Here is a 20,281-nt window from a genome sequence, read left to right on the forward strand (position 1 = left end):
GGGCCCGCTATCACCGCCACCAAGCAAGGGCTTCGCCCTTGATCGCGGGACAAGCCCGCTCCCACAGGGTGTGGTTGGCGAAGTACCGGTGGGAGCCGGCTTGCCGGCGATCGGAGCGTGCTCAGTCCCCCCTGGCCACACCACGCGACGGGTCGTTGATCCACTCACTCCACGATCCGGCATACAGCCGCCCCAATGGATACCCCGCCAACGCCAGGGCGAACAGGTTGTGGCATGCGGTCACACCTGAACCGCAATAGGCCACCAGCTGTTCCGGCGCCCGCCCTGCGAGTTTTTCCGCAAAGCGTTGCTTGAGTTGCTCCACAGGCAGAAAACGCCCATCCGGCCCCAAGTTGTCGGTGAACGCTGCGCACTGGGCGCCAGGGATATGCCCGGCCACTGGGTCGATCGGCTCGACCTCGCCGCGAAAACGCGGCAGACCGCGGGCATCGATCAGGGTCAGCTCCGGCTTGTCCAGACGCTTGGCCAGGTGCTCGGCGTCGATCAGCAACTTCATGTCCGGCGTGCCGGTGAAGGTCCCTTCGCGTCGGGCCGGAGGGTCCAGGCTCAACGGCAGATGCGCTGCGTGCCAGGCCTTCAGGCCACCATCGAGGATCAATACCCCATCGCGCTTGCCCAGCCAAGCCAGCAACCACCAGGCGCGGGCGGCGAATGCACCAGGGCCGTCGTCGTACAGCACCACCTGGCTGTCGTTATCCACACCCCATTCGCGCAGGCGCTCCACCAGCCGCTGTGGGTCGGGCAATGGATGACGCCCCGTGTGGCCCTTGACCACCGGCCCGCTCAGGTCACGCTCCAGGTCAGCGAAGTGCGCACCGGCGATATGCCCCTGGGCATAGCTGCGCTGGCCGTAATCCACATCCTCCAAGGCAAAACGACAATCGAGGATCACCAACCCCGGCGCGTCCAAGCGCTCGGCCAACTGTGGTGGGGTGATCAATTGCGCAAGGGGCATGACAATCTCCTGATCGATGGCACGAAAGACCCCGGCTCACTGCTCCAGGGCCTGGTTGAAAGGAACGTGGAACTCATCGCAAAGGGCGTCCACGGCAGCCCGGGCACTGGGCGTGACGAAGCCCAGCTCCAGCAACAGTACCTGGTAGACCCCGCGCTTGAAGGCCTCTTCGCCCAGGTGGGCGGAGTGCTCGCGGGTGGTACTGAGAAAACGCACCCAGGACGTCAGGACGATCCAGGCGTTGATGGTCAGCGATTCGATCTGCGCTGCGTCCATCGCCAGGATGCCGGCGTCGACGAAGCCCCGGTAGATGGCCTGGGCCTGCTGCAGGCAGCGCTGGGAGAAGCGCCGATAACGGGCCGCCAACTCAGGGTCGCTCTCCAGCAGGTGCTCGAGGTCGCGGTGCAGGAAACGGTAGTTCCACATCGCGGCCAGCAGGGCCTTGAGGTAGAAACGCTTGTCTTCGACCGTAGCGACCCGGCCCTGGGGTGGGCGCAGGAAGCTGTCCACCAGCTCTTCGTACTGGCTGAACAGCACAGCGATGATCGCCTGCTTGTTAGGGAAGTGGTAGTACAGGTTGCCGGGCGATATTTCCATGTGCGCGGCAATGTGGTTGGTGCTGACGCTGCGTTCGCCCTGCTGGTTGAACAGCTCCAGGCTGTTCTGCACGATGCGCTCTCGGGTCTTCATGCGCGGGGCCATGCTCAGCTCCATGTTCTGCGATGCTTCATCTTACGGCGTATCGGCCAAAGGATGTACCGATGGTTTGTGTGGTGTTTGATCGCGGCACCCGAGATATCCGCAGATAAACCCGCTCCGACAGCCTGCTGCCAATAAATAATTCAATTCCCTGCCCCTGCTGGGCTGCACAAGGCAAAAACTAGAGTATAGGCTCTAGCCATCACGCACCTTCGCGGAGCCGCCATGAACTCGCCAATTACCCAGCCTCCTGTGCATTCTGACCGCGACCTGCAGGCGACGTTCGCCGCCCAGCGCACCGCCTTCGCCGCGAACCCGATGCCCCCGGCGGCCCAGCGCCGGCAATGGCTGAAAAGCCTGCGCGAGCTGTTGCTGGAGCACCAACAGCCGTTGATCGAGGCGATTGATCGCGACTTCGAAGGCCGCAGTGCCGACGAGACCTTGCTGGCCGAATTGCTGCCGTCCGTCCAAGGGCTTCGCCATGCCGAGCGACACCTGCATCGCTGGATGAAACCCTCGCGGCGCAAGGTCGGCCTGGCCTTCCAACCGGCCCGCGCCCAGGTGCTCTACCAGCCCTTGGGTGTGGTAGGGGTGATCGTGCCCTGGAACTACCCGTTGTTCCTGGCCATCGGCCCGCTGACCGGCGCCCTGGCCGCCGGCAACCGGGTGATGCTCAAGCTCAGCGAAGCCACGCCAGCCACCGGGTTGCTGCTCAAGGCCCTGCTGGAGCGCGTATTCCCCAGCGACCTGGTCAGCGTCGTGCTCGGCGAGATGGAGGTTGGCCAAGCCTTTTCCCGCCTGCCTTTCGACCACCTGCTGTTCACAGGTGCCACCACCGTGGGCCGTCATGTCATGTCGGCCGCGGCACAGAACCTCACCCCGGTCACCCTCGAACTGGGCGGCAAATCGCCGGCGATCGTTTCCGGCAGCGTACCGCTGGACACCGCAGCCGAGCGCATCGCCTTCGGCAAGCTGGTCAATGCCGGCCAGACCTGCGTAGCGCCCGACTATGTGCTGGTGCCCCGCGAGCGCCTCGACGCCTTTGCCGAGGCCTACCGGCGCGCCGTGCACCGGCTGTATCCACGCATCGCTGGCAACCCCGACTACAGCGCCATCATCAACCCACGGCAACTGCAACGCTTGGAGCACCTACTGGCCGACGCCCGTGACAAGGGTGCCCGGGTGCTCGACCTTTACCCCGGCGAACCCCGCCAGAGCCGACGCCTGCCACCCCATCTGGTGCTGGAGGCAAGCGATGATATGCAGGTGATGCAGGACGAGATCTTCGGCCCGCTGCTGCCGCTGGTGCCCTACGACACCCTCGAACAGGCATTGGCCTATGTCCAGCAACGCCCACGACCATTGGCGCTGTACTACTTCGGGTATGACCGTGCCGAGCAGGCTCATGTACTGAGCCATACCCATTCCGGTGGCGTATGCCTGAACGACACCCTGTTGCACGTCGCCCAGGACGACCTGCCATTCGGCGGTATCGGCGCCTCCGGCATGGGCCATTACCATGGGCACGAGGGGTTCCTGACCTTCAGCAAGGCCAAGGCGGTGCTGGCCAAGCAGCGCTTGAACGCCGCCCGGCTGATCTACCCGCCTTATAGCAAAGCCTTGCAGCGCCTGGTCTTCAAACTGTTCATCCGCTGAGCGAGGCCCTGCCATGCACCGCCGTGACCTGCTTGCCTTCAGCCTCGGCGCCAGCGCCTTCCTTGCCACCGCCAGCCTGGTCGGTTGCGCGCCCCAAGCGCCGGCGGCGGGCTTGCGCGTGCTGCGCGACGATGACCTGCCGATGCTCAATGCACTGATACCTGTGGTGCTCGCCGGCACCCAGGCCTCCACGCCGTTGGTGCTGCACAGCCTGGACCACACCCTGGCGGCACTGTCGCCGCAGATGCTCAAGCTCACCCGCCAGCTGTTCGACGTGCTCAGCCTGCCGCTGACCCGTGGCCCGCTGACAGGCATCTGGGGCCGTTGGGAAACTGCCAGCCCGGCCCAGGTGAATGCCTTCCTGCGCCGCTGGAGCAACAGTTCGCTGGACCTACTGCGCATGGGCCACGCCTCGCTGCTGCAATTGCTGCTGATGGCCTGGTACGAGCGCTCCGAAGCCTGGGCCGCCTGTGGCTACCCAGGGCCGCCGAAGATCTGACCCATAACCACAAGAGCATCCCCGAATGCCTACGACCGACCCGTTTCGCCAAGGCCTTGCCCGCGGCTGGATCACCCATGATGGCTCGCGCCTGAGCCAGGACCTGACGCTGGAGGCGGACGTCGCCGTGATCGGCAGCGGCGCAGGCGGCGCCACCAGCGCGCAAATCCTCAGCGCCGCAGGCTTCAAGGTGCTGTTGATCGAAGAGGGCCCGCTCAAGACCAGCAGCGACTTCCACCTGCTGGAAAACGAGGCCTACGCCCACCTCTACCAAGAAGGGCTTGGGCGCATGAGCAAGGATGGCGCCATCACCATCCTCCAGGGCCGCGCCGTGGGCGGTACCACCCTGGTGAACTGGACGTCGAGCTTTCGCACGCCTGCGCAAACCCTCGAGCATTGGGCGCGCGAACACAACGTGAAGGGGCTGGACAGCGAAGCACTGCGTCCCTGGTTCGAACGCGTGGAACAAGACCTTGGTATCACGCCCTGGATCATGCCGCCCAACGCCAACAACGATGTGCTGCGCCGTGGCTGCGAGGCACTCGGCTACCGCTGGGCGGTGATCCCGCGTAATGTGCGCGGCTGCCGCAACCTGGGCTATTGCGGCATGGGTTGCCCGGTCAATGCCAAGCAGTCGATGCTGGTGACCCGCATCCCGGCGACCCTCGACCAAGGCGGCGAGCTGCTGTACCTGGCCCGTGCGCAGCGCTTGGAGCACAACGGCGAACGCATCTCCCAACTGCTGTGCCAGGCGCTCGACAGCCAGGGTGTACAGCCGAACGGGCATCAGGTCCGTGTACGGGCCCGGCACTATGTCCTGGCCGGCGGCGGCATCAACAGCCCAGGGTTGCTGCTGCGCTCCGAAGCGCCCGACCCGCACCAGCGCCTGGGCAAGCGCACCTTCCTGCACCTGGTCAATTTCAGCGCGGCCGTGTTCGCCGATCGCATCGACCCCTACTACGGTGCCCCCCAGTCGATCTACAGCGACCAGTTCCAATGGCAGGGGGGTATCGACGGGCCGATCGGCTACAAACTGGAAGTGCCCCCACTGCACCCGGCCCTGGCCAGCACCCTGCTGGGCGCCCATGGCCAGGAAAACGCCCGGCGCATGGCCGAACTGCCCCACACCCATATGATGCTGGCGCTGCTGCGCGACGGCTTCCACCCGCAAAGCCAGGGCGGCCAGGTGGAGCTGCGCGGCGACAGCTCGCCGGTGCTCGACTACCCGCTCACCGACTACCTGCGCGATGGCCTGCGCCGGGCCTACCGGAGCATGGCGCAGATCCAGTTCGCCGCCGGCGCTGTGCGGGTGATGCCGATACACAGCGATGCCCGCTTCGCCGGTGAACTGCGCCCAACCCTGGCGATGATCGACGAGCTGCGCCTGGAGCCCTTCCGAACCAAGCTAGGCAGTGCCCATGTGATGGGCGGTTGCGCCTTGGGCGAAGACCCGCGCCAGGCGGTGTGCGACAGCCTTGGCCGGCATCACCAGCTGGAGAACCTGTCGATCCATGACGGCTCGCTCTTCCCCACCAGCATCGGTGCCAACCCGCAGCTGTCGGTCTATGCGCTTTGCGCCTTGCTCAGCGATGCCTTGGCCAGCCGATTGGCACAGGGCGCATGACAAGCCACGGGCAGGCTGTCTATAGTGCCCCCAATCGGCCGCGCGACTTGGCCGGGCGCAGTCGCTGCGCTACCATCCGACTCCCCAACGCACTCCAGCCAGGATGACGCGATGAACCGAGTGTTGTACCCGGGTACTTTCGACCCCATTACCAAAGGCCATGGCGACCTGGTCGAGCGCGCCTCGCGTCTGTTCGACCATGTGATCATCGCGGTGGCGGCCAGCCCGAAGAAAAACCCGCTGTTCCCTCTGGAACAACGCGTGGAACTGGCCCGTGAGGTCACCAAGCACCTGCCCAATGTCGAAGTCATCGGTTTTTCCAGCCTACTGGCGCACTTCGCCAAGGAGCAAGGTGCCAACGTGTTCCTGCGCGGCCTGCGCGCGGTGTCGGACTTCGAGTACGAGTTCCAGCTGGCCAACATGAACCGGCAGCTGGCACCTGACGTCGAGAGCCTGTTCCTGACGCCTTCGGAGCGCTACTCGTTCATTTCCTCGACCCTGGTCCGGGAAATCGCCGCGCTGGGCGGCGACATCAGCAAGTTCGTCCACCCGGTGGTGGCCGAGGCGCTGACCGAACGCTTCAAAAAGTGACCGCCACTGCCTGATCATCGCGCCCGCGTGCACAGCGGGCGCGAATGCGGCACAATTGTGCCCACTGGTTTGATACATGCCCGGGCCAAGAGCCCCGGCCGGAGCCCCCATGTCCCTGATCATCACCGACGATTGCATCAATTGCGACGTCTGCGAACCCGAGTGCCCGAACGCGGCCATCTCCCAAGGCGAAGAGATCTACGTGATCGACCCCAACCTGTGCACCCAGTGCGTAGGCCACTATGACGAGCCGCAGTGCCAGCAGGTCTGCCCGGTCGACTGCATCCCTCTGGATGAAGCCCACCCGGAGACCCACGACGAGCTGATGGAAAAGTACAAGCGCATCACCGGCAAGGCCTGAGCCCAGGCCAGCCTGCAGGGCCCAATCGCCGGCAAGCCGGCTCCCACAAGGCTGAATTGTGGCCTATGTGGTAGCCAGGCTGAATTGCGGCCCATGTGGTACCAGGCTGAATTGCGGCCCCTATGGCAACCGGCCTGCCGGCTCTTACAAGGCTGAATTGCGGCCCCTGTGGGAGCCGGCTTGCCGGCGATTGGGCCTGCCAATTCAGCGCTGGCAGCGTGGGCAATAGACGCTCGCCCGCTGCCCCAGCTTCACTTCCCGCAATGTCGTGCCGCAGACCTTGCACGGCTGCCCGCCGCGCCCGTAGACGAACAGCTCCTGCTGGAAATACCCCGGCTGCCCATCGCCGCCGATGAAATCGCGCAGCGTGGTCCCGCCTTGCTCGATCGCCGCGGCCAGCACGCGCTTGATCTCGATCGCCAGCTTCAGGTAGCGGGCCCGGGAAATCCCCCCGGCTTCGCGGCGTGGGTCGATGCCGGCCGCGAACAGCGCCTCGGTGGCGTAGATGTTGCCCACGCCCACCACCACGGCGTTGTCCATGATGAACGGCTTGACCGCCATGGACCGCCCGCGGGACAGCTGGAACAAACGCTCGCCATCGAACAGGTCGGTCAGTGGCTCCGGGCCCAGGCGCACCAGCAGCTCATGGTTGAGCGGGTCCAGGCTCCACAGCATGGCGCCGAAACGGCGCGGGTCGGTGTAGCGCAGCGCCAACCCCGACTCCAGCTCGATATCCACATGCTCGTGCTTGCCCACCGGCAGGCCTTGCTCTACCAGACGCAGGTTGCCCGACATCCCTAAGTGGCTGATCAAGGTGCCCACCTCGGCATTGATCAGCAAATACTTGGCGCGCCGCTGCACGGTGACGATGCGCTGCCCGGACAGGCGGATGTCCAGGTCCTCGGGGATTGGCCAGCGCAGGCGCCGGTCGCGCACCAGCACACGGCTGACCCGCTGGCCTTCCAGGTACGGCGCGATGCCACGCCGGGTTGTCTCGACTTCAGGTAGTTCCGGCATGGTGTCAGTGCCCGCCCAGTTCGCGAATGGTTTGCTTGAGGTGTTCGAAGTCGTACTCCGACAACCCGATGTAGTCGAGCACCAGCGGGCCGACCACGTTCCACTCATGGTCTTGGGCCTGGTTGCCCAGCACCCGGTGGGATGCGCAGATGTGCTCGGCCATCTTCAGCACCGCCAGCAGGTTCTTGAGCGGGGTGTTGCGCGAAGACTCGTCGCGGAAGATCGCCAAGGCGTTGTGGTGGTTGGCGATCGCCGAACTGATGTGCTCCGGCAGGCGCCAGGACTTGGCGGTGAAATAGCCCACCACCGCATGGTTGGTGTTGAAGATGCGGTTTTCCGTGTCCACCACTCGCGTGTCCATGCCGGCGTTGGCATAAGACGCTTCCAGCACCCCCATGTAATCGGGGAAGCGCTTGAGCATCAAAGGCACGCCGCAATCATGGAACAGGCCCAGGGTGTAGGCTTCGTCCACCGCCTGGATACCCGTGCGCTTGGCCAGGGTCAGGCAGGTCATGGCCACGTCCTGGGCGGTGTCCCAGAAGCGGTTGAGGGTCACGATGGTTTCGTCGCTCATCTCGCCCTTGATCGACTGGGCGTTGATCAGGTTGATGATCGAGCGGCTGCCCAACAAGTTCACCGCGCGCTGGATCGAGCCGATCTTGTTGGCCAGGCCGAAGTACGGCGAGTTCACTAGCTTGAGCAAGGCACCGGACAGACCCGGGTCCTGAGCGATCAGCCGGGCGATGGTCTCCAGGTCCGGGTCGGGCATGTACTGCTCGAACTGCAGGTCGACCATGATCTGCGGCTGCGGTGGAATGCTGATCCCTTGCAGGGCTTGCTGGATCTGTTCGGGGCTGAGTTCCTGGGACATGGGGCGCACACTTGGTAAGGACGACGAATTCTACCCTCGTCCGCCCGGCAGGACACCCACTGGTGCGTTGCGTCGGAACTTTCCCCATGCCTTGCAGGCCTCCTTTCACAGGCCCATCCCGAAATAGGAGAACACTCCCATGAGCGCAACACTCAACGGCAAGCGCGTGGCTTTCCTGGTGACCGACGGCTTCGAGCAGGCGGAGCTAACCGGCCCGCGCGAGGCCTTGGAACGCAACGGTGCGGTGGTCGACATCCTGAGCGACAAAGAGGGCAGCGTGCGCGGCTGGAACCATGACAAACCCGCGGAGGAGTTTGCCGTGGATGCCACCTTCGAAGCGGCCAGCCTCGACCTCTACGATGCCTTGGTACTGCCAGGCGGGGTGCAGAACTCAGACACCATCCGAATCATCCCGGCGGCGCAAAAACTGGTGAAGAGCCATGACTCGGCCAACAAGCCGCTGGCGGTGATCTGCCACGGCGCCTGGTTGCTGGTGTCGTGCGGACTGGCCCAGGGACGCCGGCTGACCAGCTACAAGACCCTGCAGGACGACATCCGCAACGCCGGCGGCAACTGGGTGGACGAGGAAGTGGTGGTCGACGGCAACCTGATCACCAGCCGCAAGCCCGATGACATCCCGGCGTTCAGCGAACAGTTGGTCAAGGCCCTGGCGGCCTGAACCCCTGATCGCCGGCAAGCCGGCTCTCATAGAACAACGCATAACTATTTGATTTCGCAGGCCCTGTGGGAGCGGGCTTGTCCCGCGATTGGGCCGGGCCCGATATCACCGTCGCCTGGCAAGGGCTTCGCCCTTGATCGCGGGGCAAGCCCGCTCCCACAGGAGGTGGCGCTAGCAGCTTGTCCTCTGCGCGACAGCGCAGCCCGAAGGGCTGGGTAATCTCCTACAGGGATCTCGCAGGCTCAAGGAACAGAGCAACTTGTGGGAGCCGGCTTGCCGGCGATTGGGCCTTCAAGCGCGTTGAAATCCCGACAGGGCCACCGCCCACGCCTCGGCCAACACGCTATAATCCCGCTCTTTTTTCCCGGAGCGACGTCATGTCCCTGCCCAGCCTTCGCCTCAAAGCCAATGCCGACCGCCGCCTGCGCGCCGGCCACCTGTGGGTCTACAGCAATGAAGTCGACGTCGCCGCGACCCCGCTGCAAGGCCTGCGCGCCGGCCAGCAGGCGATCCTCGAGACGGCCACCGGCAAACCGCTGGGCGTGGTGGCGGTCAGCCCCAACAACCTGATCTGCGCCCGCCTGTTGTCGCGCGACGCCAAGCTGCCGCTGGACAAGTCGCTGCTGGTGCACCGCCTGAACGTCGCCCTGTCCCTGCGCGAACGCCTGTTCGACCAGCCCTGCTACCGCCTGGTCTACGGCGACTCCGACCTGCTGCCGGGCCTGGTGGTCGATCGCTTCCACGACATCCTGGTAGTCCAGCTGGCCTCGGCCACCATGGAAGCCCACAAGGACGACGTGGTCGCCGCCCTGGTGCAGGTGCTCAAGCCCAGCGGCATCCTGTTCAAGAACGACTCCGCCGCCCGCGATGCCGAAGGCCTGGAACGCTACGTCGAGACAGTCTATGGCGAAGTACCGGACTGGGTGCCGCTGGTAGAAAACGGTGTGAAGTTCGAGGCGCCGGTGCGTGACGGCCAGAAGACCGGCTGGTTCTACGACCACCGCATGAACCGCGCGCGCCTGGCTCCGTACGTGAAGGGCAAGCGCGTGCTGGACCTGTTCAGCTACATCGGTGGCTGGGGCGTACAGGCCGGCGCATTCGGCGCCAGCGAAGTGTTCTGCGTGGATGCCTCGGGCTTTGCCCTCGATGGCGTGGAGCGCAACGCGGCGCTCAACGGCATCGCCGAGAAGCTGACCTGCATCGAAGGCGACGTGTTCGAGGCCCTGCGCGAGCTGAAGGCGGCCGAGGAGCGTTTCGACGTGATCATCGCCGACCCACCCGCCTTCATCAAACGCAAGAAGGACCTGAAGAACGGCGAGGCCGCCTACCGCCGCCTCAACGAACAGGCCATGCGCATGCTCACCAAGGACGGCATCCTGGTCAGCGCCTCGTGCTCGATGCACCTGCCAGAGGACGACCTGCACAATATTCTGCTGACCAGCGCCCGCCACCTGGACCGCAACCTGCAGCTGCTCGAGCGCGGTGGCCAGGGCCCGGATCATCCGGTACACCCGGCCATCGCCGAGACCCGCTACATCAAGAGCATCACCTGCCGGTTGCTGCCCAATAGCTGATCGGCACTAAAGCCGCGCCTACAACGCTACCCCCTGTAGGCGCGGCCTAGTGCCGCGAAAGGGCCGCAACGCGGCCCCGTTTCACTCAAATATCCAACACCTGCGACGCGATCCCGAAATACACCAGCACACCCGCCGCATCGGCGATCGACGTCACCAAGGGCCCACTGGCTGTAGCCGGGTCGAGCCTGAAGCGGCTGAGCAGGAACGGCAGGCTCATACCGATCAGGCTGCCGACCAACACGATCACCAGCATGCTGCTGGCCACGATCACGGCGATCTCCGGGCCGCCGCGCAATACCCCGAGCGACGCCACCGCCACCGCCATGGTGCCTCCCAGCGCCAACGCCACGCCGCATTCGCGCGTCAGCATGCGCAACCAGTCGCGCATCACCACCTCGCCAGTGGCCAGGCCACGAACCATCAAGGTCGCCGACTGCGCACCGGCATTGCCACCGCTGTCCACCAGCAACGGCAGGAAGAACACCAAGGCGATATGTGCAGCGATGGTTTCCTCGAACGCCGCGATACCCGCGCCCGAGAACAGGTTGCCGAACACCAGCAGCACCAGCCACAACACGCGCTTGCGATACAGCAGGCCGATGGTCGCGTCCTTCAGGTTGCCGACATGGTTGGTGATCGACGCGCCCTTGTGGAAGTCCTCGGTGGCCTCGTCGACCACCACGTCCAGGGCATCGTCGTAGGTGACGATACCCACCAGGCGCCCCTGCTCGTCCAGTACCGGCACGGCCAGCAGGTCGTGCTCGCGCATCAGCCGCGCCACATCTTCCTGGCAGGTGGCGGTGCACACGCAGATGACCTTGCGCACCATGATCCGGTCGATAGGCTGGTCAGGGGCGGCGAGGATCAGCTCGCGCAGGGATACGGTACCCAGCAAGTTGCGCTGGGCATCCAGGACGTAGGATTGATAGATGGTCTCGGCATCGGCGGCTTCGCGCCGCAGCATGTCGATGGCCTGGCTGGCGCTCAGGCCACTGTCCAGGCTCGAGTATTCGCTGGTCATCAACGCGCCGGCGGTGCCTTCGGGGTAGCGACGACCATCCAGCAGGTGGTCGCGGCGGGCCTGGGCGGCCAGGCGCAGGTCGAGGGGCGAAACAAGCGTATCGGTGGTGTGTTGCATGAGGTTCTCCTGGCGCCGTGACAGGCGCCCGCAGACCTCAGCCAGACAGGCTCAAGCCTTCGGAAGCCCTGGCGACGGCGCGCTCAGTGCCAGATTGCAGGTTCGTGAAGAACTGAAACTGGGAAGGTCCATTGAGGTCATGTCTCGTGAAGCCGCACATGCGGCGCCGGGATAATAGGCCAAGCAAACGGGTGCGTCAGCGCCGCCAGGGTAGGTTTTGCAGATTTGGGAAACGTCCTACAAACACCAGGGAAGACGAAAACATCGCCGAACCCCAGGACAGAGGCCGCCGACCATCCATATGCCCATTCCCTCCGGGCGCCAGCGGTGTAGAATCGACCCATTCATCGCCAGTCATCCCCGGCGGGTTTATGAGCTCTGGTCGAGCCTGCGGCGATCCCGCGCGGTCTTCGACCCCCATCCGTGCCAGCGGCAACCGGCCTCGGCGTCAAGGAAAAGAGAAGCTCACTCCCCTATTCGTGACCTGATTCAGCCGCCAGGAGTGCTTCATGCCTGATTATCGTTCCAAGACTTCCACCCAAGGCCGCAACATGGCCGGCGCCCGTGCCCTGTGGCGCGCCACCGGGATGAAGGACGAAGACTTCAAGAAACCGATCATCGCCATCGCCAACTCGTTCACCCAGTTCGTCCCGGGGCACGTGCACCTGAAGGACCTGGGCCAGCTGGTCGCCCGCGAGATCGAACGCGCCGGTGGCGTGGCCAAGGAATTCAACACCATCGCTGTCGACGACGGCATCGCCATGGGCCACGACGGCATGCTGTACTCGCTGCCGAGCCGCGAGATCATCGCCGACGCCGTGGAATACATGGTCAATGCCCACTGTGCCGACGCCATCGTGTGCATTTCCAACTGCGACAAGATCACCCCCGGCATGCTGATGGCCGCCCTGCGCCTGAACATCCCGGTGATCTTCGTTTCCGGCGGCCCGATGGAAGCCGGCAAGACCAAACTGGCCAGCCACGGCCTGGACCTGGTCGACGCCATGGTCATCGCCGCCGACTCCTCGGCATCGGACGAGAAGGTCGCCGAGTACGAGCGCAGCGCCTGCCCGACCTGCGGCTCCTGCTCCGGCATGTTCACCGCCAACTCCATGAACTGCCTGACCGAAGCCCTGGGCCTCGCCCTGCCGGGCAACGGTTCGACCCTGGCCACCCACGCCGACCGCGAGCAGCTGTTCCTCACCGCTGGGCGCACCATCGTGGAAATGTGCAAGCGCTACTACGGCGAGAACGACGAATCGGTCCTGCCGCGCAACATCGCCAGCTTCAAGGCCTTCGAGAACGCCATGACCCTGGACATCGCCATGGGCGGTTCGACCAACACCATCCTGCACCTGCTGGCCGCGGCCCAGGAAGCCGAGGTGGACTTCGACCTGCGTGACATCGATCGCCTGTCGCGCAAGGTGCCGCAGCTGTGCAAGGTGGCGCCGAACATCCAGAAGTACCACATGGAAGACGTGCACCGCGCCGGCGGCATCATCAGCATTCTCGGCGAGCTGGCCCGTGGCGGCCTGCTGCACACCGACCTGCCGACCGTGCACAGCCGCAGCATGGAAGAAGCCATCGCCAAGTGGGACATCACCCAGACCGATGACGAAGCCGTGCACACCTTCTTCAAGGCAGGCCCGGCCGGCATCCCGACCCAGACCGCGTTCAGCCAGTCGACCCGTTGGGACACCCTCGACGCCGACCGCGCCGAAGGCTGCATCCGCAGCGTCGAGCACGCCTACTCCCAGGAAGGTGGCCTGGCGGTGCTGTACGGCAACATCGCGATGGACGGTTGCGTGGTGAAGACTGCCGGTGTCGACGAGTCGATCCTGGTATTCGAAGGCACCGCCAAGATCTTCGAGAGCCAGGACAGCGCTGTGCGCGGCATCCTCGCCGACGAAGTGAAGGCAGGCGATGTGGTCATCATCCGCTACGAAGGCCCGAAAGGCGGCCCGGGCATGCAGGAAATGCTCTACCCGACCTCGTACCTGAAGTCCAAGGGCCTGGGCAAGGCCTGCGCCCTGCTCACCGATGGCCGTTTCTCCGGCGGTACCTCGGGCCTGTCGATCGGCCACGCTTCGCCGGAAGCCGCCGCAGGCGGTGCCATCGGCCTGGTGCGCGATGGCGACAAGATCCTCATCGACATCCCCAACCGCTCGATCAACCTGTTGGTCAGCGACGAGGAGCTGGCGCACCGCCGCATCGAGCAGGACAAGAAAGGCTGGAAGCCGGCCGAAGCCCGCCCACGCAAGGTGACCACCGCGCTGAAGGCGTATGCCCTGCTGGCCACCAGTGCCGACAAGGGTGCGGTGCGTAACAAGGCGATGCTCGAAGGGCTGTAAAGGCCAAGGGGCCGCTTCGCGGCCCTTTCGCGGCACGAGGCCGCTCCTACAGGGATCACGCAAATCTCTGTAGGAGCGGCCTCGTGCCGCGAAAGGGCTGCAAGGCAGCCCCATTACACAGTCTTACTGGATCTGCTCCGGCGTCACGATCACCCAGTTCTTGTCCGCCGTCACCGGCAGCCCTTCCTTGGCCTGGGCCGCAGCGTTCTTGGCGATCATGCCATTCATCTGGTCCATGTACTTGGCCTTGCGGTTGATCCACAGGTGGATGCCGCCCTTGTTCACATCCACACCATGGAACTGCATGTAGCCATCGCTGGTGGGCGTGTCGCCGCCGACCAACACCGGCTTCTTCCATTCATCGATATAGGTGAGGATCGCGGCCTGCTTGCCTGCCATCCAGGTGGCCGGGGTCCACAGGTAAGGGGTCAGCTCCAGGTTCTGGTTGGCCTTCGGGTCATACCCCCCTTCGCTGATTTGCTTGCGCGCCGTGGTCAGTTGGCCGTTGGCGCGGTCCTTGAGCAGCAGGCTCACGCCGATGACGTTCTGCGGCTTGACGTTGTAGCCGTACTTGGGATCGGACGCGACCATCCGCACCAGTTCCTCGGACGCGGCGGAGATCACGTAGACGTCGATGCCGTTCTCCATCAGCTTGTTGAACAACTCGGTCTGCCCGGTGAAGACCTTCGGCGGCTGCACCTCCATGCGCTTGACCTGGTCGCCCTCGAAATAGGTGGTCGGGATCGGCTTGCCGGAAGCCATCATCTCGTCGACCTGGACCTTCAGCTCCTTGAGGGTGAAGCCGGAAAATACCTGGGCGACCCAGGGGTAGCAGACCATGTCGTCGACTTCGCACAGCCGGTAGTAGTAACTGAACAGGCTCTCCTTGTGCTCGGCGGTGTCCTTGAACGGCATTAGCTTCAACGAAGGGTCGAGCTTGTCACGGGTGATCAGCCCCTTGTTCTCCATGAACGGCAGCAAGGCTTCTTCGAGGTCGAAGCGGTAGCTGGTGTTGTCCATGTCGAAGACCGCGTAATTACCTTTGTGGGCATTGGCCGCGATCATGCTGTCCAACTGCTTGGCGGCCTCTGCGGGCCAGTGCTTGAGCTCGGTGGCCCATGTCTCGACGCTGAGCAGCAGGGCCAGGCCCGCGGCGAGGACTTTCGGAGCAGACTTCATTGCAAGTTCTCCTGAACAGTGGACCTGCAACGCTAGACAACCCCCACCCTGCCCGGAGCTCCTACAACGACCTTCAACCCGCTTCGAGCGCCACGCAACATCGCAAAAACGACACCTGCATATTCCAATAGCGACTAAGCAAATTCGATTTAGATATAATTTCGTTTGTTTTCAGGCTGTTAGCATTTCCGTTCGCAATCGCTCATGCAGAGGCGATGCCCCTTCTGCTTTACCCTGGAGCTTCAATGAACCTGCCGTTGTCACTCAACCTGCTGGCGTTCCTGGCCCTGCTGCTGGGCCTGGCGCAAACCCGCCGTACCGACTGGAGCCTGGCGAAGAAAGTATTGCTCGGCCTGGTGCTGGGGGTGCTGTTCGGCCTGGTGCTGCACACGCTCTACGGCGCCGGCCACCCGGTCCTCAAGGCCACCATCGGCTGGCTCGACCTGGTCGGCAACGGCTATGTCGGCCTGCTGCAGATGATCGTCATGCCGCTGATCTTCGCCTCGATCCTCAGCGCCGTCGCCCGCCTGCATAATGCCTCCTCGTTGGGCCGGATCAGCGTGCTGAGCATCGGCACGCTGCTGCTGACCACCGCCATCGCCGCGTTGGTCGGCATCGTCCTGACCAACCTGTTCGGCCTCAGTGCCGAGGGGCTGGTCGCCGGCGCTCAGGAAAGCGCCCGCTTGCAGGCTATCCACAGCGACTATGCCGGCAAGGTCGCCAACCTCGACATCCCGCAGCTGCTGCTGTCGTTCATCCCCAGCAATCCGGTGGGCGACCTGGCACGGGCCAAGCCGACCTCGATCATCAGTGTGGTGATCTTCGCCGTGTTCCTGGGCCTGGCAGCGCTGCAGCTGATCAAGGACGATGCCGACAAGGGCAACCGTGCGCTGGCCGCCATCGACACCCTGCAAGCCTGGGTGATGCGCTTGGTGCGTCTGGTGATGAAGCTCACCCCCTACGGCGTGCTGGCGTTGATGACCAAGGTGGTGGCCAGCTCCAACCTGGACGACATCCTCAAGCTGGGCAGCTTCGTGGTGGTCTCGTACCTCGGCCTGGGGCTGATGTTCGTGGTTCATGGCCTGGTCCTGGCCGCGACCGGCGTCAGCCCGCTGCGCTTCTTCCGCAAGGTCTGGCCGGTACTGACCTTCGCCTTCACCAGCCGCTCCAGCGCCGCGAGCATCCCGCTGAACATCGAGGCGCAGACCCGTCGTCTGGGTGTGCCGCAGTCGATCGCCAGCTTCAGCGCCTCGTTCGGCGCGACCATCGGCCAGAACGGCTGCGCCGGCCTGTACCCTGCCATGCTGGCAGTGATGGTCGCCCCGGCAGTGGGCATCGACACTTTCGACCCACTGTGGATCGCCACCCTGGTGGCCATCGTCACCCTCAGCTCGGCGGGCGTGGCCGGCGTCGGCGGCGGCGCGACCTTCGCCGCACTGATCGTGCTGCCGGCCATGGGCCTGCCGGTGGAACTGGTGGCGCTGCTGATCTCGGTGGAACCGCTGATCGACATGGGCCGCACGGCGTTGAACGTGAATGGGTCGATGATGGCGGGCGTCGTGACCAGCCAGTTGCTCAAGCAGACCGACCAGCAGGTGCTGGGCGACGATGCGCATGCTGAGCTGAGCCACTCCTAAGGCGTTGGGGCCGCTTTGCGGCCCCAGTGCTCAAACCCGATCCCACACCTCGAAATGATAGGCAGGCTTGCCTTCCTCGACCTGCGGCTCAGTCGAGGTCAGCGTCCATTGCGCCTTGTCGAACTCAGGGAACCACGCATCCCCCTCCGGCGACAGCTCCACCCGGGTCAGGTACATCCGGTTCACCAGCCCCTTCTCCAACGCCTGCCCATACAGCTGCGCGCCTCCGATCAGCATCAGCTCGCCAACCCCCTGCTCCCGTGCCCACTGTTCGGCGCGCGCCACCGCGGCCTCCAGCGACGGGAACACTTCAGCCCCGGCAAGCGTCAGGCCCGGTTGGCGGCTGACCACGATGTTCAGCCGCCCCGGCAGCGGTCGCCCGAGCGAATCCCAGGTCTTGCGCCCCATGATGATCGGCTTGCCCAGGGTCGTGGCCTTGAAGTACTTGAAGTCCCCCGGCAGGTGCCAGGGCATGGAATTGTCGATGCCGATCACGCGGTTCTCGGCGAGCGCCGCGATCAGGCTGAGAGGGAGTGATGTATTCATGGGGGCGAGGATAGCACCCGGCGCCTGGGTTATGCTTTGCCCTGACTTGTGCAATGGAAGAGCTCGTGACTGCACCCACCCGATTCGACAAACGCTGGCTTACCGAAGCGGTGCGCCTGCGCGAGGAACAGGCCGGCCCCCTGGAGGACCAGGAAGCCAACCGTCGCGCCCGCCAGCAGGGCGGCGACCTGGCGGCGCGCATCGAAACCCGCGCCCTGTGGCTGGCCGAACGCGATGGCATGGCCGATGCCCTGCGGCATTGGAAACAAGGCGCGCGCCTGGCCTTGCTGGCCCTGTCGCTGCTCGCCACGCTCAGCGGCGCAGGCCTGGGCCTGGCTGCCCTGGGCGATGGCCAGCGCCCGGTGAATGTGTTCTGGGCCTTGGGCAGCTTGCTTGGCCTGAACCTCTTGATGCTGCTGGGCTGGGCTGCGGGCCTGCTACTGGCCGGCGAGCACGGTGCGGGCCTTGGCCGCCTATGGCTATGGCTCAGCGAACGCCTGGCGCGCGACGCCAAGGCCGCACACCTGGCCCCGGCCTTGCTGGTGATGCTGCAGCGCCAACGCCTGAACCGCTGGTTGCTGGGCGTTCTGGTGCACAGCCTGTGGTCGCTGGCGATGGCGGTCGCGCTGGGCATGCTGCTGGCCCTGCTGGCCACCCGGCGCTACGGCTTCGTCTGGGAAACCACCTTGCTGGCCGCCGAACCCTTCATCGGCCTGACCCAAGCCTTGGGCGCACTACCGTCGCTGCTGGGCTTCGCGGTGCCGGACGAGGCCATGATCCGCGCCAGCGGCGATACCTTGCCGGCATTGGAGCTGGCACGCCAGGCCTGGGCCAGCTGGCTGCTCGGCGTGGTGCTGGTGTATGGGCTGCTGCCACGCCTGCTGCTGGCCGCCCTGTGCCTGTGGCGTTGGCGCCAGGGGCGCGAACGCCTGGCCCTGGACCTGAACCTGCCGGGCTATAGCCAGCTGCGCGATGTGCTGATGCCCAGCAGCGAGCGGCTCGGCGTGCAGGATGCGGCTCCCGAGGCCCTGCCGCAGCTCCAGGCAGCCCAGCGCGAAAGCCAGGACGGCGGCGCCCTGCTGGTCGGCCTGGAGCTGGACGACCAGCGCCCCTGGCCACCGGCCTTGCCTCATAGCATCGGCAATGCCGGTGTGCTCGACAGCCGCGAGTCGCGCCACAAGCTGCTGGAGCAGCTCAGCCGCTTCCCGCCGGCGCGCCTGGCCATCGCCTGCGACCCGCGCCGCTCGCCGGATCGCGGCAGCCTCGCGCTGTTGGCCGAGCTGGCACGCAACGCCGGCGCCACGCGAATCTGGCTGCTCCAGGCGCTTCCCGGCCAGCCGCTGGATGCCGACCGCCTGGGCGACTGGCACGACGCCCTTGACCGTCTCGGCCTGCCCCACGCCGACACCGCGCCCTTGACCTGGCTGGAGCATGGCCATGACTGAGCCCCTGAAGCTGGCCGTGGTCGGCCATACCAACGTCGGCAAGACCTCGCTACTGCGCACCCTGACCCGTGACGTCGGCTTCGGCGAGGTCTCCCATCGCCCCAGCACCACCCGCCACGTGGAAGGCGCACGCCTGTCGGTGGACGGCCAGCCCTTGCTGGAGCTGTACGACACGCCGGGACTGGAAGATGCCATCGCCCTGCTCGACTACCTGGAGCGCCTGGAACGCCCCGGCGAACGCCTGGATGGCCCGGCGCGGCTGGAGCGCTTCCTGCAGGGCAGCGAGGCCCGTCAGCGCTTCGAGCAGGAAGCCAAGGTGCTGCGCCAGCTGCTGGCCAGCAATGCCGGGCTCTATGTGATCGATGCGCGCGAGCCGGTGCTGGCCAAGTACCGCGACGAACTGGAAGTCCTGGCCAGTTGCGGCAAGCCATTGCTGCCGGTGCTCAACTTCGTCGCCAGCAACCAGCACCGTGAGCCGGAGTGGCGCGAGGCCTTGGCCCGTCTGGGCCTGCATGCGCTGGTGCGTTTCGACAGCGTGGCGCCACCGGAAGATGGCGAGCGCCGCCTGTACGAGAGTCTGGCCTTGCTCCTGGAAGATGCCCGCCCGGCCCTGCAGCGCCTGGTCGATGACCAACAGGTCCAGCGTCTGGCCCGGCGCCAGGGTGCCAAGCGCCTGGTCGCCGAGCTGCTGCTCGACTGCGCCGCCTGCCGGCGCAGCGTACCCGCCGAGCCAGCCGCCGAGGCGCAGGCCATCGAAGCCCTGCATCACGAAGTGCGCCAGCGGGAGCAACGTTGCGTCGAGGCGCTGCTCAAACTCTACGCCTTCCGCCGCGAGGACGCCCATGCCAGCGACCTGCCCTTGCTGGACGGGCGCTGGGGGGACGACCTGTTCAACCCCGAAACCCTCAAGCTGCTGGGGGTGCGCCTGGGCAGCGGCGTCGCCGCCGGAGCCGCCGCCGGAGCCGGGGTGGACCTGCTGGTGGGCGGCCTGACCCTGGGCGCCGCAGCGCTGGCCGGGGCCATTGCCGGAGGTGCGCTGCAGACCGCGCGCAACTATGGGTCGCGGTTGATGGGCAAGCTCAAGGGCCAGCGTGAACTGACCGTGGACGACACCGTGCTGCGCCTGCTGGCGTTGCGCCAACAGCAGCTGATCGCCGCGCTCGACAGCCGCGGGCACGCGGCGCAAGACAGCATTCGCCTGGGTGAGCTGGATGAAAGCACCTGGCGCGAGGGCAAGCTACCCGAGGCGCTCAAGCGTGCGCGGGCACATCCGCAGTGGTCGTCGCTCAACCCTGGGGCGCGCCTCAACCAGACCGAGCGGCAGGAGCAACTCGACGCCTTGGTGAAGGACCTTTAGGCCCAATCGCCGGCAAGCCGGCTCCCACAAGTACGGCGGCAAGCGCAGGACAGGCGGGAGCCGGCTTGCCGGCGATTC

18 protein-coding genes are annotated in these 20,281 nt (G+C 65.5%); 11 read left to right on the top strand and 7 right to left on the bottom strand.

Annotated elements, in window-relative coordinates; genetic code table 11:
• Positions 1-121: 121 nt before the first annotated feature.
• Together ACNFG0_RS13040 and ACNFG0_RS13045 are read right to left on the bottom strand one after the other, a co-directional pair.
• The gene (locus ACNFG0_RS13040) at positions 122-976 is read right to left on the bottom strand and encodes a sulfurtransferase (protein WP_196144120.1); all 855 of its coding nucleotides are present in this window, start codon (positions 974-976) and stop codon (positions 122-124) included.
• 36 nt (positions 977-1,012) lie between these two features.
• Positions 1,013-1,678: a TetR/AcrR family transcriptional regulator gene (locus ACNFG0_RS13045; RefSeq protein WP_196144121.1), complete on the bottom strand. Its 666-nt coding sequence runs from the start codon at positions 1,676-1,678 to the stop codon at positions 1,013-1,015.
• Between the two features lie 222 nt (positions 1,679-1,900).
• Here ACNFG0_RS13045 and ACNFG0_RS13050 point away from each other — a divergent pair, with 222 nt between their 5' ends.
• The 5 genes from ACNFG0_RS13050 to ACNFG0_RS13070 all read left to right on the top strand — a co-directional run bounded on the left by ACNFG0_RS13050 (position 1,901) and on the right by ACNFG0_RS13070 (position 6,406).
• Positions 1,901-3,331 (top strand): coniferyl aldehyde dehydrogenase, encoded by a 1,431-nt coding sequence (locus ACNFG0_RS13050; RefSeq protein ID WP_416765127.1) that lies wholly within the window; start codon positions 1,901-1,903, stop codon positions 3,329-3,331.
• 13 nt (positions 3,332-3,344) lie between these two features.
• A complete protein-coding gene (locus ACNFG0_RS13055) occupies positions 3,345-3,830 on the top strand; it encodes a twin-arginine translocation pathway signal protein (protein ID WP_416765129.1) in 486 nt (161 codons plus the stop codon).
• Positions 3,831-3,855: 25 nt separating this feature from the next.
• Positions 3,856-5,454, top strand: coding sequence for a GMC family oxidoreductase (locus ACNFG0_RS13060; protein ID WP_196156655.1), 1,599 nt, complete (start codon positions 3,856-3,858; stop codon positions 5,452-5,454).
• 111 nt (positions 5,455-5,565) lie between these two features.
• Complete coding sequence (gene coaD, locus ACNFG0_RS13065) at positions 5,566-6,045, top strand: pantetheine-phosphate adenylyltransferase (protein WP_014861498.1); 480 nt, start codon at positions 5,566-5,568, stop codon at positions 6,043-6,045.
• A gap of 109 nt (positions 6,046-6,154) precedes the next feature.
• On the top strand, positions 6,155-6,406 hold the full coding sequence (locus ACNFG0_RS13070; RefSeq protein WP_043208655.1) for a YfhL family 4Fe-4S dicluster ferredoxin: 252 nt from the start codon (positions 6,155-6,157) through the stop codon (positions 6,404-6,406).
• 204 nt (positions 6,407-6,610) lie between these two features.
• Here ACNFG0_RS13070 and mutM read toward each other — a convergent pair whose 3' ends face one another.
• Positions 6,611-7,423 (bottom strand): bifunctional DNA-formamidopyrimidine glycosylase/DNA-(apurinic or apyrimidinic site) lyase, encoded by an 813-nt coding sequence (gene mutM, locus ACNFG0_RS13075; RefSeq protein WP_196156656.1) that lies wholly within the window; start codon positions 7,421-7,423, stop codon positions 6,611-6,613.
• A 4-nt stretch (positions 7,424-7,427) separates the two neighbouring features.
• Positions 7,428-8,240, bottom strand: a complete 813-nt coding sequence (locus ACNFG0_RS13080) for an HDOD domain-containing protein (protein WP_196144208.1) — start codon at positions 8,238-8,240, stop codon at positions 7,428-7,430.
• Between the two features lie 193 nt (positions 8,241-8,433).
• Between ACNFG0_RS13080 and ACNFG0_RS13085 the strand changes: the two genes are divergently transcribed.
• Together ACNFG0_RS13085 and ACNFG0_RS13090 are read left to right on the top strand one after the other, a co-directional pair.
• The gene (locus ACNFG0_RS13085) at positions 8,434-8,973 is read left to right on the top strand and encodes a type 1 glutamine amidotransferase domain-containing protein (RefSeq protein WP_196144126.1); all 540 of its coding nucleotides are present in this window, start codon (positions 8,434-8,436) and stop codon (positions 8,971-8,973) included.
• Between the two features lie 377 nt (positions 8,974-9,350).
• Positions 9,351-10,547: a class I SAM-dependent rRNA methyltransferase gene (locus ACNFG0_RS13090; RefSeq protein WP_196144127.1), complete on the top strand. Its 1,197-nt coding sequence runs from the start codon at positions 9,351-9,353 to the stop codon at positions 10,545-10,547.
• 85 nt (positions 10,548-10,632) lie between these two features.
• Here the strand turns inward: ACNFG0_RS13090 and mgtE are convergent, their stop codons facing one another.
• Positions 10,633-11,688 (bottom strand): magnesium transporter, encoded by a 1,056-nt coding sequence (gene mgtE, locus ACNFG0_RS13095; RefSeq protein WP_196144128.1) that lies wholly within the window; start codon positions 11,686-11,688, stop codon positions 10,633-10,635.
• 509 nt (positions 11,689-12,197) lie between these two features.
• On the opposite strand from mgtE, the gene ilvD reads away from it, so the two are divergent.
• Positions 12,198-14,039: a dihydroxy-acid dehydratase gene (ilvD, locus tag ACNFG0_RS13100; protein WP_196144129.1), complete on the top strand. Its 1,842-nt coding sequence runs from the start codon at positions 12,198-12,200 to the stop codon at positions 14,037-14,039.
• A 123-nt stretch (positions 14,040-14,162) separates the two neighbouring features.
• On the opposite strand, the gene ACNFG0_RS13105 is transcribed toward ilvD, so the two are convergent.
• Positions 14,163-15,218 (bottom strand): haloacid dehalogenase-like hydrolase, encoded by a 1,056-nt coding sequence (locus ACNFG0_RS13105; protein ID WP_196144130.1) that lies wholly within the window; start codon positions 15,216-15,218, stop codon positions 14,163-14,165.
• A 245-nt stretch (positions 15,219-15,463) separates the two neighbouring features.
• Between ACNFG0_RS13105 and ACNFG0_RS13110 the strand changes: the two genes are divergently transcribed.
• Complete coding sequence (locus ACNFG0_RS13110) at positions 15,464-16,855, top strand: L-cystine transporter (RefSeq protein WP_196156658.1); 1,392 nt, start codon at positions 15,464-15,466, stop codon at positions 16,853-16,855.
• A gap of 30 nt (positions 16,856-16,885) precedes the next feature.
• Here ACNFG0_RS13110 and ACNFG0_RS13115 read toward each other — a convergent pair whose 3' ends face one another.
• Entirely contained in the window at positions 16,886-17,401 is a 516-nt protein-coding gene (locus ACNFG0_RS13115; RefSeq protein WP_196144132.1) for a dihydrofolate reductase, read from the bottom strand.
• Between the two features lie 53 nt (positions 17,402-17,454).
• Between ACNFG0_RS13115 and ACNFG0_RS13120 the strand changes: the two genes are divergently transcribed.
• A complete protein-coding gene (locus tag ACNFG0_RS13120; protein ID WP_416765133.1) occupies positions 17,455-18,846 on the top strand; it encodes a DUF2868 domain-containing protein in 1,392 nt (463 codons plus the stop codon).
• A complete protein-coding gene (locus tag ACNFG0_RS13125; RefSeq protein ID WP_416765134.1) occupies positions 18,839-20,203 on the top strand; it encodes a GTPase/DUF3482 domain-containing protein in 1,365 nt (454 codons plus the stop codon). Before ACNFG0_RS13120 ends, ACNFG0_RS13125 begins: the two co-directional genes overlap by 8 nt.
• The last annotated feature ends 78 nt before the right edge of the window (positions 20,204-20,281 follow it).

Source organism: Pseudomonas sp. NY15372 (assembly GCF_048068215.1).
In the GTDB taxonomy this organism is placed as follows: domain Bacteria; phylum Pseudomonadota; class Gammaproteobacteria; order Pseudomonadales; family Pseudomonadaceae; genus Aquipseudomonas; species Aquipseudomonas guariconensis_A.

What these genes read in the sequence shown, in the direction of transcription:
- ACNFG0_RS13120 (WP_416765133.1), top strand. Translation starts at nt 17,455, where the DNA reads ATGGAAGAGCTCGTGACTGCACCCACCCGATTCGACAAACGCTGGCTT.
- ACNFG0_RS13090 (WP_196144127.1), top strand. Translation starts at nt 9,351, where the DNA reads ATGTCCCTGCCCAGCCTTCGCCTCAAAGCCAATGCCGACCGCCGCCTG.
- ACNFG0_RS13040 (WP_196144120.1), bottom strand. Translation starts at nt 976, where the DNA reads ATGCCCCTTGCGCAATTGATCACCCCACCACAGTTGGCCGAGCGCTTG.
- coaD (WP_014861498.1), top strand. Translation starts at nt 5,566, where the DNA reads ATGAACCGAGTGTTGTACCCGGGTACTTTCGACCCCATTACCAAAGGC.
- ACNFG0_RS13125 (WP_416765134.1), top strand. Translation starts at nt 18,839, where the DNA reads ATGACTGAGCCCCTGAAGCTGGCCGTGGTCGGCCATACCAACGTCGGC.
- ACNFG0_RS13070 (WP_043208655.1), top strand. Translation starts at nt 6,155, where the DNA reads ATGTCCCTGATCATCACCGACGATTGCATCAATTGCGACGTCTGCGAA.
- ACNFG0_RS13050 (WP_416765127.1), top strand. Translation starts at nt 1,901, where the DNA reads ATGAACTCGCCAATTACCCAGCCTCCTGTGCATTCTGACCGCGACCTG.
- ACNFG0_RS13045 (WP_196144121.1), bottom strand. Translation starts at nt 1,678, where the DNA reads ATGGCCCCGCGCATGAAGACCCGAGAGCGCATCGTGCAGAACAGCCTG.
- ACNFG0_RS13115 (WP_196144132.1), bottom strand. Translation starts at nt 17,401, where the DNA reads ATGAATACATCACTCCCTCTCAGCCTGATCGCGGCGCTCGCCGAGAAC.
- ACNFG0_RS13060 (WP_196156655.1), top strand. Translation starts at nt 3,856, where the DNA reads ATGCCTACGACCGACCCGTTTCGCCAAGGCCTTGCCCGCGGCTGGATC.
- ACNFG0_RS13085 (WP_196144126.1), top strand. Translation starts at nt 8,434, where the DNA reads ATGAGCGCAACACTCAACGGCAAGCGCGTGGCTTTCCTGGTGACCGAC.
- ilvD (WP_196144129.1), top strand. Translation starts at nt 12,198, where the DNA reads ATGCCTGATTATCGTTCCAAGACTTCCACCCAAGGCCGCAACATGGCC.
- ACNFG0_RS13055 (WP_416765129.1), top strand. Translation starts at nt 3,345, where the DNA reads ATGCACCGCCGTGACCTGCTTGCCTTCAGCCTCGGCGCCAGCGCCTTC.
- ACNFG0_RS13105 (WP_196144130.1), bottom strand. Translation starts at nt 15,218, where the DNA reads ATGAAGTCTGCTCCGAAAGTCCTCGCCGCGGGCCTGGCCCTGCTGCTC.
- mgtE (WP_196144128.1), bottom strand. Translation starts at nt 11,688, where the DNA reads ATGCAACACACCACCGATACGCTTGTTTCGCCCCTCGACCTGCGCCTG.
- mutM (WP_196156656.1), bottom strand. Translation starts at nt 7,423, where the DNA reads ATGCCGGAACTACCTGAAGTCGAGACAACCCGGCGTGGCATCGCGCCG.
- ACNFG0_RS13110 (WP_196156658.1), top strand. Translation starts at nt 15,464, where the DNA reads ATGAACCTGCCGTTGTCACTCAACCTGCTGGCGTTCCTGGCCCTGCTG.